The following is a 17,685-nucleotide window of genomic DNA, read 5'->3' as shown; positions in this document are numbered from 1 at the left end:
GTAATTAAAAACTTAGGCTTCACCTTCATCACATTGTTCCCTCTAGTGGTTCAAGCGAAGCGGCCGCTCTCTCATAATCAGCCTGAAAAAAGGTTTTAGCTGAACTCATACTGAAATACAATCCTTCTTTCTCAAAGTATAAATACGGTACTTTATTCTCTTGAGCAATCCACTCCCCCGATACATTTTTAGAAAGCACAACTTTTTTAGTCGAAGCAATCTCGTTAGTTGGTTTAAGTTCTTCTCTGGATTGAGTAATTGAACCGCGAAAAAATACAATACGGACTTGATTGTCTTTAGCTTCAACACGATCCAGAAAATCATCGACACCTAATTCTACTGTAGGGATATAGACTTTATCTAATCCGGCTTTCTTAGCAGCTTCACTAATTTCATTTTTTTGTTCTGCGGTATAAGAGAACGGCTCGGCTTCTGTCATTCCTTCACCTTCATTATTGGCGGAATTTTCAGTTGCAGGAGTATTTGAAGATGAATTTACATTCTGACTGCATCCTGCTAATAAAGCACCAAGCAGCAAACCCATAAACACGACTTTCCTTTTGTAGTTCATGGAATATCCTCCACTTGTTGATTTGTCACCTCACCATAATAGACTGAACCGCTCTTCCAAAAGTTGCATAATCTTCTCAACTCAGTTTCTTTTTTGAAACTCTTTTCAGGTCCAGTAAACTAACTCAGACGGGCGCATATCAAAATACAACGGCAGCCCTGGCCCCTTAAGAGTCCCGGCTACCGCTGCTTATTTACCACACTACTATTTACTTACGGCGGGCAACCATCATAATCTCCATACTGCCGAGCTGTAAAGGATGATTTCCGAATTGTCCCGGGCTACAGCCATATGCGGCCTCCACTGCGAACCCTTCACTGCCCAGAAGCATCTGCAATTCACGGAAGGTAAAAGCGGTAGTATAGATCAATACCTCTTTGGATTCGCCCTCGGGGCTGTAGACCTCTTCTTTATCGATTACGGTGCAGGAATACGGATCGAATAACGACTCATCCTGTATATTCCGGGCTAAGTTAAGTACATTAATTGCCGTAAGCACGAATAAGGAACCTGGCTTCAGCACCCGCTGCACCCCTCTAAGCACCTTCCGGTGATTCTCTTCACTGCCTGCCAGTCCAAAAGCTCCTTCATAGAGACAGATCGCACCATCGAACTCCTGCTCAAACATTAACTCGCGGGCATCCGCCACCAGAAATGTTGCCTGTAACTCTTCCTTCGCTGCTTCCCGATTCGCGTGCCTGATAAACTCCGCTGAAATATCAACGCCCGTTGTTCTAATTCCGCGCCGGGCCAATTCCAGACTATGCCGCCCCGGACCACAGCCAATATCCAGGATGCGAGTCCCCTGCCGCAGATTCATTAACTCCATTAAAAAGTCTGCTTCCTGCATCGTTCCCTGGGCGAAACCATATTTCAAATACTGCTCCCGCATGAAATCTCCGATGGCTTCATAATAATCCCCACTGTACTCAAAGCTTGCTTGTGTGTTCTTCAAAAGCTATCCCTCCGTATCTGTTGTGCCTACACGGAAGTGGATTGGCGTGACAGCTTAACCCCTTCCGTGTCCCGATGGACAACGTTCAGCCTGTCAGCGCTTCTATTCATAAGTTCACTCGCTTTCCTTATTATGTAACTTCAAGTTAGAGTGTTGGAGCCGGGAAGTCAAAAGAAAGAACCGTTATACTCATTCTATACGGTTAGCTTAACGAAGCCCCCGGATCTTCATCCCCGCCGAAGCATCCAGCGTAACCTCACAGACATCCGTTCTGATCGTCAGCGGATGCGGATAAGCTTCCTCCTGATCAGACATGAACCAGACCCGGCCTTGCTTCACAGCAATAATCAGCCCATGCTCATCACCGGCAGCAGCGAACTGGTTACTATAGTCTTGCCAAGGAACGATTCCTACCCGGGATAGCTTGAGCAGCGCCTCCTCTGCATCGGGTACAGGCAGACCGATCTCACTTACACATAACAGACTGGCTGGAGAAAAGGCTTCATTGGCGGAATTGTTCAGATTGTGCCGGGCAATCAGCTCTACAATATTACCTGCCGGATCATAGAAATAGATGGAATCGGCATTCCAAGACTCGAAGTGCACAACCTCCTGGCCCTCATTAGGAATGACAGACACCTTAGGAGTAATCCACCGCAACGCTTCATTGATCTGATTCTCAGGAATATTAAAAGCAAAATGATATTTCGGCTGTCTGCTTGGGTTAGACTCAGTAAAGGTTAGAGTAGACACCCCCGCTTGTACACTGAAGGAGGCTGAATGTCCCTGGACTACCGTCAGCCCAAGAGTATTCTCATAAAAGTCCTTCATTCCCTGTAAGGAATGGGTCTGCATCTCTACTTCTCTTATCACTTAGGCTCACCTCTATTTGTGGCATAAAGCCAGTACTTTGTTTTCCATGGTAGCCATGCAGAGAATGGAAGTCAAACCCGCATCTGCAACTTCTGCGCAGCATCCGCGTCCATAACAATATGGAAAATATATCTATTCTCTGAAAACAATAGGACAATAGAACATTACAGGAGGTTTCTATATGCGCTATATGGCAGCAATTGTGCTGGCGGCAGCTCTGCTCTCAGGGTGTCAGGGGGCAGACAAGGCCGGTGTTAACGGCTCTTCCCCGTCTCCATCCTCACCCGCAGAAGAGTCACCCACGGCTATGTCAGCCGCACCTACCACTTCAACACCTTCAAGCGAGGAGGAGCCGCTGCTCTATATTGAGCAATTGAAAGTGATCGGCGGCGGTGGACAACTGATACAAGTGAAGTCGAACAGCGATATCGATAAAAAATCATTGGAGCAAGCGATAAAGAATAGTCTGCAATCCAGTGACCCTGAGACTGGATTCCGTTACACGCTGGAATGGGAGTCCCCGCGGTTTGTGCAAATCCGCCTGCATCTCGATGAGGGCAGTGTCTGGTCCGGGACGTTCAATCTGGATGAAGCCGTCACCACAGACGGGCGCAAGTATGCTAGTACAGAGCAGCCGTACCGTAACACGGTAGTGATCAGAGCTGGAGACGGTGAGGGCAGTCTGTTGTTCCAAGGCGTCACCTCCGGTACCCGGCGCGTAGTTCCTGCCTGGAACACGGGCTGGATCAAGCCGGTCCAGACCCGGGAATCGGTGGCTCCCTCCTACCTGTTCTACGGGCAGGAGAAGCATCATCTGGTGCACGCCCTGACAGGCGAGGCGCTGGAGATTCCGGTTTTTGCTCAGGAGAAGGATGCCTACGGCAATGACTATGGTTACCATGAGATGTATTCTGACCGCTTCTATGGGGATTTCACTTATATGATCTCGGGCAATAAGACGCTGTATCGTGTAGACCTGAAGGACTTCACCCGTACGAAGCTTCATGTATTCAGCAAGCCGGTCTACGGCATGTCCTCCTCGCCTGACGGCAAGCGAATAGCTGTACTAACCGCTCATGACGAGTTCATTGGCCCCGGGGCAGACTTGACTGTACTGGATCAGCAGGGGGAAATACTGCATTCGCGGGAGAACGCCGCCTACATCTCCCATAGTGATGGCTTCTTGTTCGTGTACTCACTGGCCTGGGAGGATGACTCACATCTGATTCTTCCGGCAGACAGAGATGAGCATAATCCGCTTGGCCAAATCCGTTACAACACCGGAACCGGGGCATCTTCGGTGATGGAGGATCAGCGGATCACGGACCAATTGAAGCAGGATCTCAAGGAGCATGAGCGGCAGCCGCATAATGACCTGTTGCTATCTGGGCTGAAGTGGTCACCGGACAACCGATTCGCAGCCTTCAAATCCGGCACAGGCGCCATTCAGATGTACGACACACAGGAGCGGACCTTCACGTTCGTATCCGCAGGCACATTGCTGGGCTGGATGCCGGATGGAACGCTGGCCTGGGCGGATATTAAGGATTATGTGTATACTTTTTGAGTGAGAGTACATCCACGTTCGTTTCTTCTATATCTAATCCGGCAAAATGCCTGCAATCCTGGTTATGGGTTGCAGGCTTTTTATAATCCCTTCTGAGAGGCATCGTTATTCTAAAAAAATATTTTTGTGTAACATAGTGAGAATATTGAATGGTTTTTTGCATCTTAGAAGTAGAACAGCAGGAAAGGAGGATTACAAATGAACGACAGGGAACAGGAGCTTAGCATAATCCACGATGTTTTAAGAGGCAATAAGGCATCCTACACTTTCCTGGTAGACAAATATAAAAACAAGATTTATGGCCTGCTTTTAAAAATGGGCGCCTCTTCTGAAGATGCAAAAGATATGACACAGGAAGCCTTTATAACAGCTTATCGGAAGCTGGAAAGTCATCGCACAGACCGAAGTTTTGCAGGATGGATTTATACAATTTCGATTCATATCTTCCAGAATAGATACAGAGGAAAAAAGCACCAGGTTCATCTAGAAATCACTAACGATCTCTTAAGCTCGTTACCTGATCCGGAAAGTGAAGCTATACATCAGGAGAATAGAAAAGAACTCTCCGTTCTAGTCAACAAGCTTCCAAGCAAATACAGATTAATGATACTACTGAGATATACAAATGACCTGACTTATGAAGAAATGGAGCAAATTACAGGGTACAGTATTAATCAAATCAGAAACGGATTGCATCGGGCTAAAAAAAGACTTCATAAATTACTCATAAAGGAAGGGGTGAACTTAAATGAAATGTTGGAGCATTGCGGAGATGGAAGAGTACCTCATTAGGGGGCACCTGGATGAGTTGGAGAAGCATATTGAAAACTGCCCGGGTTGTTTGGCTTGTTATAATCAGCTCCTGCAAGAACAATCTGAATTCTCTGATGCCTTATTCCCGGCTGTATTACCATCTTCATTCACCAATCAAGTCATGGAATCACTACAAGGAACTTTAATAGACCCTGTTGTAGAGCCAGTGCAAATGAATCTCCCTTCTAAAGATTCTCCTCATCGGACACATAGAACCTTACAACGATGGACGGTTGCTGCTGCGATGCTTCTTATATTGTGGGGATCCTTAATATATGCAAAACCATCTATAGCAGAATTCGTTCGATCCATGTTTTCATCTAACGCCTCGTTAGACCCTGGACTGCTACAATCCAGAGAATTAGGGCTGATTCAAGATCCAGGAATAAATGTTAGTAATCACGGTTACAGAATTCAGGTAAATGAAGTTTCAGCAGATGCGGTCAGACTCACCATAGCGTTGAAGATCACTGACCGTTTTGGACAACCGATTAAAGACGGATTTGATCCAGAGAAACTTATCGTTAAAGATGAGCAAGGAAATGAGGTCGGCTTAGGGAGTGGGATTGCAGGATATGTTGGTGGTGTATATGTTTATAAATATACTTATAAAGGAGAACTTACTTCATCAACAATTATTGTAGAAAGCCATATTGATCAGATCAAAGAAACCAAAGGGAACTGGAAATTTTCTTTTCCTGTGGATTTGACTATAGCAGCTCCTCTGACTACTGTAAATGAGTTGAATGAGCGCTATGTTACCCCAGAAGGCCTGACAATTCAGATGGACAGACTGACCCGTACCCCGAGCGGAGTTAAATTAGAACTTACAACATCACTAAGCCAACAAGCAAGAAATAAAGTTCCGGCTGATATGGAAGAGAAGCAGAAACTGATATTTCACTTTGAAGATGAACAAGGAAGAATAATATCACAAGTTAATGGACTAGGTTCTTTTAATATGTTGGTGGGAGATACATCAGAGCGTACTGAAAAAGGGGTTCATTGGGCTTATACCTTTATTGATTTGCCTTATGATACACAACAAATAAAGATGGTTTTAGATGGATACTCCATACCCGAGAAGAGCGAGGGTTCCATAGTCATTTATCCATCAAAGCTAAGCAAAGAAAATGCCGTATTTAATATTTCTGGTGATATAGTTAGGCTCAAATCCTTTAAAATCACTCAGGACCCTGATCAACAAGCAGCAATAGCGGCTGGAGTTATTGAGAATCAAGAACCAAAATCGGCGGGAGTTTTCGAAATTAAGGGTGCCTATGTAAATACGGGCAATCCTGATATTGATAAATGGCAAGCCATTGATGATAAAGGCAATAATTATCCAGTAGAATTTCGAGGGAGAACGAGTCTCGAAGAGAAAGAACAAGATGGAATTTTTATCGTTAAAGGCTTAAACAGTATACCAAAGAGACTAACTTTAATTAGAAGTATTGTCGATCGGTATTATTCAGATTTTCAATGGTCTTTTGACCTTCCAACAGGCAAACCAATCCCGGATTGAAACTAGTATTGATATATTCTGAGAATGAAAAACGCAGAGTTGTTGATTACAACTCTGCGTTCTCGATTATCCATTCACCCGGTTCTCAACCTTCAGCGCCAGTGTTAGTGCGCCCTCGGTGTGTATACCTTTTGACTATACTTCTCCCCAAAAAATCTCAGTTTCATATTCGAAGGGAACCACACCGCCCTGATTATGCCTGTCAAATATATTCTGCAGCTCTGTCATCATCGGATTGTAATTCGGATGTCCCGGAACAGGGCTATAGGAGGAGGATAACAGCCGGCCGCTCAGACCCTCGAAATCGAACTCCTGAGTCATTTCAAACTGGCTTTTATGCATCGTATTCTCTTTGAAAAAGGAGCGAAGCATCGCCTGAGAAATGTTTTTATGATTCACTTGTTCATAGTCGGTTCCGTAGGTGTGAAGCAGTTGATCGTACTCTTTACGAAATGAAGTACCGTGTGTAAGCCGGGAATTCCATATGAGTATGACTTTCCCGCCAGGCTGTAGTATTCTGCGGAACTCCGTTTGCGCGGCTGCTTGGTCAAACCAGTGAAAGGCCTGTGCACAAACAATAAAATCAACCGACCGATCCGGTAACCCGGTAGCTTCCGCAGACCCTGATCTGCTCTGAAAGCCCGGATGGCTGGATAATCTTTGCTCTGCGGCTTCACGCATAGCCTGATTGGGCTCGACCGCGATTACCTCGCTGCCGCGTTCCAGAAGCAGCTTGGACAGGCTTCCTGTGCCTGAACCGATATCCGCTATTTTACTGTTCGGGCGCAGACCAATATCGTTGTACAAATAATCAATAGCCTCCTGTGGATAGCTTGGGCGGTACTTCACATAGGAATCGACCCGGTTCGTAAACCTCTCACCGTTGTTCATCGCTGTTCACTCTCCTATTTTGTTTTTTTCGGAAAACCGTATACGAATAGTATCACACCAATTAACGTAAGAATGGGCACAAAGAGATTATCGAAGAAGCCTGTGATGGGAGTTTTAGGCTGGACATCGTACATTTGCGCTTGGTATAACGCAGAAATTTCATAATTTCGAGCGATCAATGTACCTACACGCTCGATAGTGTAGATTAACGCGGCCGTAATCAGAAAGGCTGCCCCTAGTTTTCTGTATAAGTCGTTGCCCATGGAATATTCTTGCCTCCTCTACCCTTGATTGATTTAGTTACGGTTTCACCACTCCGCCTGGAAGCCCGGAAGCCGGCGGCCAGACGATGGTTCCGCTGCGGTTCATGTACCCTCTGATTTCCTCGCGTGTATCCGGAACCAGCAGGGTGATTTCCGCCAATTCACCGTTAAAATCAGCTGCCCAATAGAGTTGGGGCTTGACCACGAAGCGGCCGGAGGTATTAATATAGCCGTACCGCTGCCCCGGGCTGGCTGAAGCCAGACCGCCCTTAAACAACCCTCCGGCCGTAAATCCCTGGATGACTTTGGTGCCCTTCTTATTAATATAGAAGGTGACTCCATTGCGCTCGACGAACGCCAGTCCTTCCGAGAACGGCTGCGCCATGCTGAACTGCGGTTTGATCAGGTAATTGCCTTTTTTGTCGATGTAGCCGTATTTTCCGTTCACATACACGGCTGCCGCCCCGTCGGAAAACGGTGTGGCATAATCATACCGGGGCGTAATGCGAAGCTTGCCGGTAGTATCGATATAGCCGTATTTGCCGCCAACGGCAAGCGTAACGGCCGCCATGCCATCAGAGAAATCAGTCGTCGAGCTATACTGGTACGGAACGATAAGCTTGCCCTTTGTGTTAATGTACCCTGAGGCTTTGCCCATATTGACCCGGGCCAGACCTTCGGAGAAATTAAATGCCCGGACGTAGATTGGCTGTATGGCCACCTTGCCTTGACTGTCAATATACCCGTACCGGGTCGCCTTAGCTCCACCAGCGGTCTGAATCTGCGCTGTATACAGGGCACGGTCATTATACAGAATGCCGGCATCTCTCAGCTTATATTCGAACAGCTTGGTGCCTGCTGAACTGAAATAATATTGCTTTTTAGCCGCATGGTCCTCAACATACAGCGTTCCTCCAGGTACTCCTGAATACCCGTATCCGTCATACACCGCTTCGATGACTACTGTGCCTTTGCCGTTGATGAAGCCGTATTTCCCGTTCACTTCCATCGGATACAATTGCTCGGCCGTCTTCGCCTGCACAGTGCCCGCACTGGCGGCTTGAGCCTTATCCTGTGATGGACCCGCTATGCCTGCACTGAACACCATCGTCGTCATTAATAGGGTTAAAGCCAGCTTTTTAAACACCTGTGGTTCACTCTCCTCAGAGGCTATTTTCCATTCTTTAGTATAGACGGTGATTGTACCGGTTTTGTTGTGCATGATTTGGAAGAAAAAAAGAGGGCTGCCCCAAGCAGCCTCTCAAGGCTACCGGGACAACCCTTTTATGATCACAATTAGCGAATCTCGCCTCTGGAAGCAATCAGCTTCTGATACCAGTAGAAGCTCATCTTGCGGATGCGGCGCAGCTCCTTCAGGTCGAACTCCTCGCGGTCTACATAGATGAAGCCGTACCGTTTGCTGGAGCCTTGATGGGTGCTGACCAGGTCGATCGCAGACCAAGGACAGAAGCCGAACACCTCTACCCCATCGGTAAGCGCGAGCTGAATTTGCTCGATGTGCTTGCGGAAAAAATCAATGCGGTAGGCATCATTGACGGTTCCGTCTTCCTCCAGCTTGTCGAATGCCCCCAGCCCGTTCTCCGTCACAATCAGCGGCAGGTGGTAACGGGAATAAATCTGGCGGAGCGTTGTTCTGAAGCCGACCGGGTCGATCTCCCAGCCGAATTCTGTGGTCTGAAGGTTAGGGTTTACCGACCCCCGGTATGCTCCCGGCTCGCCGACGATTTCGTGCTGATCGCCTGTGTGGGAGAAGTCGTTGCCGTCATTTTTGCTCTCCCCAACGGTCTGCGAAGTGTAGTAATTGAAGGCAATGAAGTCCGGGTGGCCTTGCCGGAGGATGTCCATATCCCCTTCCTCGATCTTCGGCTCATAGCCCTTCTCCACTAGATAACTCCAGGCAATATGGTTATAGCGTCCGTAGACCGCCATATCCAGGTAGAGCCAATTACGGATCGCTGCATAGTTATCTGCGGCCAGCATATCCTCTGGCTTGGAGCTGGCCGGATAGATCACACCGATGTTGGGGGCAGGCCCAATCTTCGCTTCCGGCAGCATCTGATGACCTAGCACCATAGCCTTCGCCTGCGCAACGAGCATATGATGATTCTGCTGGTAGAGCTCTTTTTGCGGGTCGGTCATATTCTCATTCAAGGTTCCGATCGATCCCGGATGCAGAATCAGCATATTCTGTTCGTTGATGGTCAGCCACCACTTCACGCGGTCCCCGTAATTCTCAAAGAGCGTCTTGGCATATTGTTCAAAAGCATCGATTGTCGCCCGATTGGACCAGCCTCCCCGCTCTTCCAGCCCGTAAGGCAGATCGAAGTGGTACATCGTGACGATAGGCTCAATGCCATATTTGATCAGCTCATCGATCAGATTGCTGTAGAATTCAAGTCCCTTCGGATTGACAGCACCGTCTCCTTGCGGATAGATCCGGCTCCAGGCGATGGAGAAGCGGTAGGCTTTGAAGCCCATTTCCGCCATCAAGGCAACATCCTCTTTGTACATATGATAGTGGTCACTGGCGACCTTGAAGTCCGTTACCCCTTCCACGTGGTTGGCCAGATCAATGACGGAAGGCCCCTTGCCGTCCTCATCCCAGGCACCCTCCAGCTGATAAGCCGAAGTGGACCCGCCCCACAAGAAATTTTCCGGAAAAGCGTGAAGTTGTTTGTGCAGCATACCTAATTCCTCCTCAGTCTTGTATTAATCCACCAATGTCAAAAGCACTTCGTTCTGCTCAATTTGCTGCTGGTCCGTCTCGAAGATCTCGACCTCTTTGGTCGTTAAGGTTACGATCACCGGCGTGATCGTCTGATACCCGGCTGCCCGGATCTGCTCCAGATCGAAGCGGATCAGCAGATCGCCTTGGCTCACCCGGTCGCCTTCCTTGACCACTGGTGAGAAGTGCTTGCCTTTCAGGCCAACGGTATTAATTCCGATATGAATTAACACCTCTGTTCCGGCTGCGGACGTGATGCCAATGGCATGACCTGTCGGGAAAATGGAGGTCACCGTCCCGTCCACCGGGGCTACTGCTTCTCCAATGACAGGATCAATCGCCATCCCTCTGCCCATGGCTCCGGTTGAGAAGGCCTCATCGGGAACGGTACTGAGCGGGAAGGCAGCGCCGGTAAGCGGGCTGTAGATCTGCTCCTTTTTCAGGTCCACCGACGGCGCTGCCGGCTTGTCCGGCTGAATGGGTTCAGGCGCGGCTGCCGGAGCGGAAGCTTCGATTCTACCCTTACCCTCATATCCGAACAGCCAGGTCAGCAGCAGCCCTGTCCCCATGGAGACAACCATCGAGACAATGAAGATCGACATCGGCTGCTCCACCGGAATCGAGAAAATATTATGGAACACATACGCCGTATACAGTACACCGAAGTGTCCGTTAATCGCTCCGCCCAGCGCCCCGGCAATAATAACGATTGGAATCACCCGCTTGTAGCGGAGAATCAGGCCGTATACAATCGGTTCGCTGACACCGGCCAGCAGTCCGGTAATCCCGGAAGAGGCGGCGATACTCCGCAGGTTCCGGTCTTTCTTGGCTCTCAGGAAGATCCCGAAGGCCACCCCGATCTGGGCAAACACCGCTGCTGAAGCCATGGCTTCAATCGGGTCACCGCCGTTCGCAATATTTTGCAGCGTGATTGGAGTGAAGCCCCAGTGAAGTCCGAACACAACCATGAAGGTCATTCCCCCGCCGAGTACAATCCCCGACAGGATGCCGCTTACGCCAATCAGCCAAGTCACACCGGAAGCGATCCAGTCGCCGACACTTGTACCGAATGGACCGAAGGCGATCACCGACAGCGGAACCATAATCATCAGCGAGAGCATCGGAACCATGAAGATCTGCAGGTCCTTGTGGATGATTTTCTTAAGCAGCTTGTCCAGCAAAGCATAGATGCTAATCGCAATGAAGATCGGGAAGACACTGGAGGCATAACTGACCATCACCACCGGAATTCCCAGGAAGGAATGGGCACCGTCTCCCTCCAGCATCGCCGTAAAGTTCGGTTCCATCAGCGCCGCCCCTATGGCTCCTGCTACGTAAGGGTTCGCTTTTAACTTGATGCCCAGGGTAATTCCTAGGAAGATAGGCAGGAAGTAGAAGACGGCATTGCCGGCCGCAGACAGAATCTTGTAGGCATCGCCTGAATCAGACATCCAGCCCAGCAACGTAAGTACCGTCAGTAACGCCTTCAGCATCCCTGATCCGGCCATCACGGGAATCAGCGGGGAGAAGCTCCCGGAGATAACCTCGAACACCTTCGATACCGCCGAGGTCTTCTGGCCGGAATTCTGCGTATCTGTGGAGGTGCTGGACAGGAAGCTGGTGCTTTTGACAATTTCGGCATATACATTCGCTACGTTGCTTCCCACGACAACCTGGAATTGCCCTCCGCTCTCTACCACGGTAATGACGCCCGGATGCTTCTCCAGCGTCTCCCGCTCGGCCTTCTTGTTATCCTTGAGGCTGAATCTCAGCCGGGTGGCACAATGGACTAGATCGTTAATATTCTGCTCCCCGCCTACGAGACGGATGATGTCTTCCGACATTTTTTTGTTATCCATGCTGACTCTCCTTTGCTTTACCGCCGTAAATTGGCATAAAAAAAACCTAAACGAAAGTTGTGAGACCACAAGTGTGATCCACATCCCGTTTAGGTATCGCCTGCTGTAGCAGTAACAATCCTTAGATTTAAGTTGTGACTCCAATATAGCGGAATAAGTAATCGTTTGCAAGCCCTTTTTGACTTCCTTTTTAATCCAACGGGTCCATATCTCTTGAGGTAACGCGCTGAATATGAATCGTCAGATAGACCTTCTCGTCAATGGACATGGCATTCCCGTACGTCTCCTCCAGGTAGCGGTTGATCTTGCCCGTACACGCAAAAGCCTGCGGAAATTTCACCTTAATCTGATCGTACAAGAAGTTGTCGCCTAATGCGGACCGCTCTTGTTCCCCGCTGATCATGCGCTGGAGGAAGTACTGGAGGTGGGTTAAGAACCGGGAATAATTGAACGAATTCTCATTGAGCTTAACCTGGTATTCCTCTGTCAAAATGCTGAAGATATCGCTCATCGCCTTGGTCACCTCGACCGTCCGCTGCATCTCCTGCCCATCCTGACGGGCATTCACGAAGTGCATCGCAATAAAGCTCGCCTCATCCTGATCCATCTCAATGTCAAAATGCTTGCGAATCAGGCTTAGCGCCTGCACCCCGATAGCGAACTCCTTGGGGTAGAACTTCTTGATCTGCCAGAACAGCGCATTCTTCAGATTCATCGCCTTCCGGTAGCGGGCAATCGCAAAATGAATATGGTCAATTAACGTAATATAGATATTGTCGTTGAAGATGTCACCCATCTCCGCCTTGGCGTGGGCAATAATCTCATCGGCCAGCGAGAAATATTCAGCAGACGTCTCCCCGATCAGATCAATCAATTTACGCGGAACCTTCTCAGGCTTCAGCATGAAAGTCTTCTCAATCCGTTCCTCTTCGACCCGCTGCCCCGCTTTCTTTTTAAAGCCTAATCCGTTCCCAATGATAACGTATTCATGTCCGACCTGATCTTCAGCCCGAATCACATTGTTATTGAAAATCTGCCGGATGATCATTGGTGCTTCACCTCTTCTGTATATCTCCCTGAAAATATATCCTAAGATAACACAGTGGTGTTAGAAAAGACAAGGGGTGGGGGCTTCTGTTCATTTGGAACGTATTGGTACTAAAATGGTAGCCACGAATTGAACCAATAGGATCGGGAAAAATACGTTCCAAATACTAGGAATAGTTGCAATGGCAAAATAGAAGGAATAGGGTGCCAGCCAGACCAACGAAATGGCCATAAGTAAGCGAAGACCACGCCAGATTGAAATAGCCATGACGGCTGAAGGTACTATGAGCATGAGGACCACAACCACTTGTGTGCTGATGGATGCCACCTGATCACTGTATGGGTTAAAAAACAGAAACAGGAAACTTAGTCCAATACCCAGTAGCGATAAGAAAAAGGCCGACCATTTCACCCCTGGACTCAAATGCCTCACCTCCTGTTCACTGTGGATGATAATCAGAGAATCCCGAAATCAGAACTCTAAACCCCTTGGTGACGCTATCCACCTTCCAAGTTCCGTTTGCGAATATTAGCGAGACTGTCCGATCTTCTGCATATTGATCTTCACCTGTAAGACCATTCGCTATTATTACAGATTGTGAAAGTGTGGCAGAATTCTTACTGGTATAAATAGGTGAAGTGACAGGCGTTTCATAAGTACCCGCTGTTTTCAATCCTTTGTTCTGAGTAATAGACTTCATTAATCTATCCGTGAAGTACGGTTTGAAGGTAGCATTTACATTTTTAATTGAAGATACATTTGAGGCTTGATTTAATTTATCAGATAGAAGTTTCAAACGTGCTTCAGAAACTTTATTCTTTTCAGGAATTTGAATAGATGGGGTCTCCATATTAACAACCAATCCTTTGTTGCCCGCTGTTACTGTTGCTTGTTTAGACAGTTGATTCCACACTACCGTTGCTCCTAACGACTGACTAACAAAACGAAGAGGGACATAAGTTGTTCCTTTGATGACTTGTGTTGCAGTATCCAAATCGACATATTTTCGTGACGGTGTATCTGGAGTTTCACTCGATGGAGCAGATTCAATAATCACACGTTTGAAATTTGCTGCAAGCCATATCGTCGAATTGCCGTTTTTGATTTTAACAACTTTATCTGTTTGAAACCATTCCAAGCTTGCGCCAAGATTTTCGGAGACAGCACGTAAGGGAATTATGACTCGTCCGTTGTTTATTTGACCATTGTTAATCGTTGTAGATGTTTGTACCTCTGCTGCATAACTAGACCCTGTTGTTAAAGGCAGTAAAAGAAGTACGGATGAAAGCAATGCAATTGTCCATTTTTTCATCATAATATTTCCTCCTCTTAAATAATTCACCACAAATTACTCTCTCGCATCTGATTTCTCTATAAAATACAATTCGGTCAAACAAAAACTCCCCATTTAGCAACAGGATTTATTAGTTCACCTGTTTACCGTGTGGGGAGTAATTTACTTACAGTAATATGGTATTAATGGAATCAGCCTTTACTATGAAGAGTAATCAGGTAACCGTCCGGATCAGCAAAGGTAAAGGTACGTCCGAAGGGGCCGTCGATGGGTGCGGATGTAATTTTGACGCCTGCTGCTGCGAGTTTATCGTGAATGACTTGCGTATCCGGGGCATAGAGCCATAGCGCAACACCAAGTCCAGGCTGAGTCCCCGTACTGAGCTCGACTCCCGGCATGAGGTCACGAAGTGCAAATGCAATAGGCTTGGTGTCAAAAACCACCGCATGAGGCGGGCCCGCCTGTGAACGGACGAGTCCAAGATAGTGTTGATAAAATTCAGCAGAGCCTTCAAGATCGCTGACCTGAAGGGAGATAAAATCGGGTCCAATGACTGACATAATAGCCTCCTAATATTCGCGTTTGTAGGTTAACATGTCTTCATTATACCCACCCTTCCTGACAGCGTTATGTCAGTAGCGTTTTATTAAGATCCGCATCCCTTTTACGCAATTTCTGAAATACCGAGTATTCGTGACTGGACTTAATATAGTTAAGGATCTGTTCGGCGCATTCTGCCGGAGTCAGCTCTTCCGTGTTCACTTCAAGGTCATATTCATCAAAACGATAGACGATGTCGAACTGGGCATCCGCCAGTCCAATCTGCCGGTCCCCTCTGGCCTGCTCTCTTCGGATGAGCTCTTCCCGGGAGCATAGGACACCAATAAACAGCGTAGTCCGATCAGCAAAATGATCCCAAAACTCATTAAATCTCTTATCGTTGTCGAATACGGTATCCACGATGACATTGAATCCCATTTCGGATAACAGCTTAATCGTCGAGTAGTACACGGAGACTATGGAGTCATCCAGTATTTGCGAGACCACCTGATGGTCTATTTGCCGTACAGGCTCGTCTGGAAATTTATGATTAATGAAATCATTGTAATTCATGAAAAAATCATCAATCGATACATGATAAAACGGAATCTCTTTCTGTTTCGTAAGTTCAGCCGAGATGGAGCTCTTCCCGGAGCTTGAAGTTCCATTTAGAACAAGCAACATACCTTTATTCAATTCGTTCCCTCCTATTCATCCATCCATTATAAACCATAGGCGATAGAGGACGGAACTCTCAACTATATCAGTTGAATCCGCCATTCACACGAATCGTCTGCCCCGTGATCCAGCGGGCTTTGTCACTGACGAGCAGGTCGATCACATTCGCAATATCCTCAGGCTCGCCCAGCCGTCCAAAAGCATTCATCCGCCGGAAGGAATCCACCAGTTCGTCAGATTTCCCGTTCAGGAATAGCTCCGTCGATACTTGCCCGGGTGCTACGCAATTCACTACGATATCCTTCGCTCCAAATTCCTTCGCTAACTGGCGGGTTAACTGCTCAACGGCCCCTTTGGTTGCGGCGTAGACGCTATAAGTCGGCAGCATCGCGCCCGATACTGAAGTCGAGAAGTTGATAATCGTTCCGCCCCGCTCCATATGATTCATCGCTTGCTGGCAGGTGAAATAAGTCCCTTTTACATTTACAGCAAAGTGCCGGTCGAACATCTCCTCCGTTACGTCCGCAATAGGCACGCAGTCCATAATTCCGGCATTATTCACCAGAATATCGACACGCCCGAATTGCCCGATTGTCTCCGAGAAAAGTGCTTCGACCTCACTGACTTTGCTTACGTCGCCTTGAACGGCTATCGCTTCCCCGCCAGACTCCTTAATGATTTGCACGACCTCTTCCGCTTTTCCCCGGTTAGATGAATAGTTGACAGCCACTTTTATTCCTAACCCGGCCAACTGGATGGCGATTTGTCTTCCGATACCCCTTGATGCACCTGTGACGATGGCTACTTTTCCGTTCTGACTCATTAGGACCACTCTCCTTAAGTTTGCTTAGGCCGGATGATGATCGGTTGGCCTTATGGATCCATTGTAAATCAATCGACCAGCATCCAGTTATAACAGACCTGTTCACTTCTTGCCTATTTCTCTTCAACTCGTTATGATTAACAGCAAACCCCATGAGTATGGGAAAAGGAGGCTTCTAACTTGGACGATATATTGCGGACCGGACCGCTTTTGCAGCAATTGGCTGCACTGATCCTTCGCCATGCTCCATCGGCAGGTACCCGCCAGACGCACATTCCTTCCTTGCAGCTGATGCATGCCACAGATGTAGCCGAACCGCTGGAGTCTGTATACAAGCCATCGATCTGCGTCGTCGCCCAAGGAGCCAAAGCAGCCACCCTGTCTGGCAAAAGTTACCATTACGATCCTTCCACTTACCTGGTCACTTCGGTGGAGCTGCCGATTAACGGGAGAATTACCCGGGCTACGCCTGAGCATCCTTTTCTGGGCATCAAGCTAAGCTTCGATCCGGGCACCATCCTGGAAATTGTAAAAGAAATGGATGACTCCTCCCTTATCCCGGGTGAAACGTCGCTTGGCATCGCGGTTGCCCAAACCTCCAGGCACTTACTGGAAGCCATTGTACGGCTCATCCAATTACTCGACGCGCCGCAGGATATTCCTGTTCTGTCCCCGCTCGTGATCCGTGAAATTCTATATCGCGTTCTTCAGAGCGACCAAGGCTCACACCTTCATCAATTCGCCATCATCGGCAGCCATGCGCACCGGATTGCTGAGGCCATCCAAGTGATCACTAAGCAGTACGATCAATCCCTTGTCGTTGAACAGCTTGCTGAGTCCGTAAATATGAGCACCTCTGCTTTCCACAAGCACTTCAAGCGCGTCACCGCCATGAGCCCGCTCCAATACCAGAAGGTCATCCGCTTGCAGGAAGCCCGCCGTCTCATGCTGACCGAATCCCTCCAAGCCTCCGATGCCGCCTTCCGCGTAGGCTATGAGAGCCCCTCCCAGTTCAGCCGCGAATACGCCCGCCAGTATGGGAGACCGCCTGTGTCGGATGTTCAGGAGATTATTGGGTTATCGAAGTAGCTAACTTCTTCAGACTTAGCTGTTCACATGACGACATCCAGCTTTCCGTCACGGTTTGATGAGCAGTAGGAGACTCTAACGGTTTTAACGATGAGGTGGGGTTTATTATTTGTATCTTCCCATCCAAAAAAATGAGCCGCCCTAATTTCT

At 48.1% G+C, this 17,685-nt stretch carries 18 protein-coding genes; 4 read left to right on the top strand and 14 right to left on the bottom strand.

Features of this window, described 5'->3' with window-relative positions; genetic code table 11:
• Nucleotides 1–28: 28 nt before the first annotated feature.
• The 3 genes from NSS64_RS00400 to NSS64_RS00390 form a co-directional block, all read right to left on the bottom strand.
• On the bottom strand, nt 29–571 hold the full coding sequence (locus NSS64_RS00400; RefSeq protein ID WP_341138855.1) for a hypothetical protein: 543 nt from the start codon (nt 569–571) through the stop codon (nt 29–31).
• Nucleotides 572–779: 208 nt separating this feature from the next.
• Complete coding sequence (locus NSS64_RS00395; protein WP_341138854.1) at nt 780–1,526, bottom strand: SAM-dependent methyltransferase; 747 nt, start codon at nt 1,524–1,526, stop codon at nt 780–782.
• A 207-nt stretch (nt 1,527–1,733) separates the two neighbouring features.
• The gene (locus NSS64_RS00390; protein WP_341138853.1) at nt 1,734–2,399 is read right to left on the bottom strand and encodes a VOC family protein; all 666 of its coding nucleotides are present in this window, start codon (nt 2,397–2,399) and stop codon (nt 1,734–1,736) included.
• A gap of 181 nt (nt 2,400–2,580) precedes the next feature.
• Here NSS64_RS00390 and NSS64_RS00385 point away from each other — a divergent pair, with 181 nt between their 5' ends.
• The 3 genes from NSS64_RS00385 (at nt 2,581) to NSS64_RS00375 (ending at nt 6,304) form a co-directional block, all read left to right on the top strand.
• Complete coding sequence (locus tag NSS64_RS00385) at nt 2,581–3,966, top strand: hypothetical protein (protein ID WP_341138852.1); 1,386 nt, start codon at nt 2,581–2,583, stop codon at nt 3,964–3,966.
• A gap of 198 nt (nt 3,967–4,164) precedes the next feature.
• A complete protein-coding gene (locus NSS64_RS00380) occupies nt 4,165–4,758 on the top strand; it encodes an RNA polymerase sigma factor (RefSeq protein ID WP_340937846.1) in 594 nt (197 codons plus the stop codon).
• A gap of 16 nt (nt 4,759–4,774) precedes the next feature.
• Nucleotides 4,775–6,304, top strand: a complete 1,530-nt coding sequence (locus tag NSS64_RS00375) for a DUF4179 domain-containing protein (RefSeq protein WP_341138851.1) — start codon at nt 4,775–4,777, stop codon at nt 6,302–6,304.
• Nucleotides 6,305–6,439: 135 nt separating this feature from the next.
• On the opposite strand, the gene NSS64_RS00370 is transcribed toward NSS64_RS00375, so the two are convergent.
• The 11 genes from NSS64_RS00370 to NSS64_RS00320 form a co-directional block, all read right to left on the bottom strand.
• The gene (locus NSS64_RS00370; protein ID WP_341138850.1) at nt 6,440–7,195 is read right to left on the bottom strand and encodes a class I SAM-dependent methyltransferase; all 756 of its coding nucleotides are present in this window, start codon (nt 7,193–7,195) and stop codon (nt 6,440–6,442) included.
• A gap of 14 nt (nt 7,196–7,209) precedes the next feature.
• A complete protein-coding gene (locus NSS64_RS00365; RefSeq protein WP_341138849.1) occupies nt 7,210–7,458 on the bottom strand; it encodes a hypothetical protein in 249 nt (82 codons plus the stop codon).
• Nucleotides 7,459–7,495: 37 nt separating this feature from the next.
• A complete protein-coding gene (locus NSS64_RS00360; protein WP_341138848.1) occupies nt 7,496–8,605 on the bottom strand; it encodes a WG repeat-containing protein in 1,110 nt (369 codons plus the stop codon).
• 149 nt (nt 8,606–8,754) lie between these two features.
• The gene (locus NSS64_RS00355; RefSeq protein WP_341138847.1) at nt 8,755–10,164 is read right to left on the bottom strand and encodes a glycoside hydrolase family 1 protein; all 1,410 of its coding nucleotides are present in this window, start codon (nt 10,162–10,164) and stop codon (nt 8,755–8,757) included.
• Nucleotides 10,165–10,188: 24 nt separating this feature from the next.
• Nucleotides 10,189–12,063: a beta-glucoside-specific PTS transporter subunit IIABC gene (locus tag NSS64_RS00350; protein ID WP_341138846.1), complete on the bottom strand. Its 1,875-nt coding sequence runs from the start codon at nt 12,061–12,063 to the stop codon at nt 10,189–10,191.
• 190 nt (nt 12,064–12,253) lie between these two features.
• Complete coding sequence (licT, locus tag NSS64_RS00345) at nt 12,254–13,111, bottom strand: BglG family transcription antiterminator LicT (RefSeq protein ID WP_341138845.1); 858 nt, start codon at nt 13,109–13,111, stop codon at nt 12,254–12,256.
• 90 nt (nt 13,112–13,201) lie between these two features.
• Entirely contained in the window at nt 13,202–13,534 is a 333-nt protein-coding gene (locus NSS64_RS00340; protein ID WP_341138844.1) for a hypothetical protein, read from the bottom strand.
• 16 nt (nt 13,535–13,550) lie between these two features.
• Complete coding sequence (locus NSS64_RS00335) at nt 13,551–14,426, bottom strand: stalk domain-containing protein (RefSeq protein ID WP_341138843.1); 876 nt, start codon at nt 14,424–14,426, stop codon at nt 13,551–13,553.
• A gap of 170 nt (nt 14,427–14,596) precedes the next feature.
• A complete protein-coding gene (locus NSS64_RS00330; protein ID WP_341138842.1) occupies nt 14,597–14,965 on the bottom strand; it encodes a VOC family protein in 369 nt (122 codons plus the stop codon).
• A 67-nt stretch (nt 14,966–15,032) separates the two neighbouring features.
• Nucleotides 15,033–15,629, bottom strand: coding sequence for a chloramphenicol phosphotransferase CPT family protein (locus NSS64_RS00325; RefSeq protein ID WP_445667825.1), 597 nt, complete (start codon nt 15,627–15,629; stop codon nt 15,033–15,035).
• Nucleotides 15,630–15,708: 79 nt separating this feature from the next.
• Nucleotides 15,709–16,446, bottom strand: a complete 738-nt coding sequence (locus NSS64_RS00320; RefSeq protein WP_341138840.1) for an SDR family oxidoreductase — start codon at nt 16,444–16,446, stop codon at nt 15,709–15,711.
• A gap of 180 nt (nt 16,447–16,626) precedes the next feature.
• Between NSS64_RS00320 and NSS64_RS00315 the strand changes: the two genes are divergently transcribed.
• Nucleotides 16,627–17,535, top strand: coding sequence for an AraC family transcriptional regulator (locus NSS64_RS00315; RefSeq protein WP_341138839.1), 909 nt, complete (start codon nt 16,627–16,629; stop codon nt 17,533–17,535).
• Nucleotides 17,536–17,685 lie beyond the last annotated feature (150 nt).

The sequence above is a fragment of the Paenibacillus sp. FSL H8-0122 genome (assembly GCF_038005345.1).
GTDB lineage: Bacteria > Bacillota > Bacilli > Paenibacillales > Paenibacillaceae > Paenibacillus_AQ.
This window is presented reverse-complemented; position numbering and strand designations above follow the sequence as displayed.